Origin of the sequence: Bilifractor sp. HCP3S3_D3 (assembly GCF_052063915.1) — a bacterium.
Classification (GTDB): Bacteria; Bacillota; Clostridia; order Lachnospirales; family Lachnospiraceae; genus Bilifractor.
This window is the reverse complement of the sequence record NZ_JBQHWP010000054.1, coordinates 1-783: the sequence shown is the minus strand read 5'-3', so window position 1 is coordinate 783 and position 783 is coordinate 1. Positions and strand designations below refer to the sequence as shown.

Here is a 783-nt window from a genome sequence, read left to right as displayed (position 1 = left end):
AAGGTGTGCCTCAGGGCGGACCTCTGAGTCCATTACTCGGAAATGTAATGCTAAACGAGCTGGATAAAGAACTGGAACGCCGCGGACACAAGTTTGTCAGGTACGCGGATGACTGCATGATCTTCTGCAAATCCCGGAAAAGCGCGGAACGCACGCTGGAAAATATCGTCCCATTCATCACAGGGAAACTATTTCTGAAAGTCAATCTCCAGAAGACGACAGTGGCACACATCAGCAGGGTGAAATACCTGGGCTATGGGTTTTACCGATTCAAAGGGAAATGCAGGCTCAGATTACACCCGAAGTCGAAAGCCAAAATGCAGAAGAAACTCAGAGAACTGACGTGCAGAGGCAATCGATGGAGCAATCCGGAGAGGGAGCAGAAGCTGCGGGACTATGTCCGCGGCTGGATGAATTACTTCCGATATGCGGATATGCGGGCACTGATGGCAAAGACAGATGAGTGGCTTCGCAGAAGAATCCGGGCGGTGTACTGGAAACAGTGGAAGCGGGTGAGAACCCGCTACCGGATTTTCAGGGCATTGCACTTAGAGGAATGGCGTGTACATGAACTGGCAAACTGTCGTAAAGGCACATGGCGGGCGGCACAAATGCTCCGCTCTGTGCTGACAAATAAAATACTGGAAAAGCTGGGCTATCCGTCCATGCTCTCCCAGTATTTGAAAGTAGCTGAAAACTTATGAACCGCCGTGTACCGAACGGTACGCACGGTGGTGTGAGAGGACGAAAGTCTCCACTGGAGACTTTCTCCTACTCGATGTG

1 protein-coding gene is annotated in these 783 nt (G+C 51.1%); it reads left to right on the top strand.

Annotation, left to right across the window (positions count from 1 at the left end; all coding sequences use genetic code 11):
* On the top strand, positions 1–704 hold a 704-nt coding region (locus tag ACTNDI_RS13995; RefSeq protein WP_441101571.1), incomplete at its 5' end, for a reverse transcriptase domain-containing protein.
* Positions 705–783 lie beyond the last annotated feature (79 nt).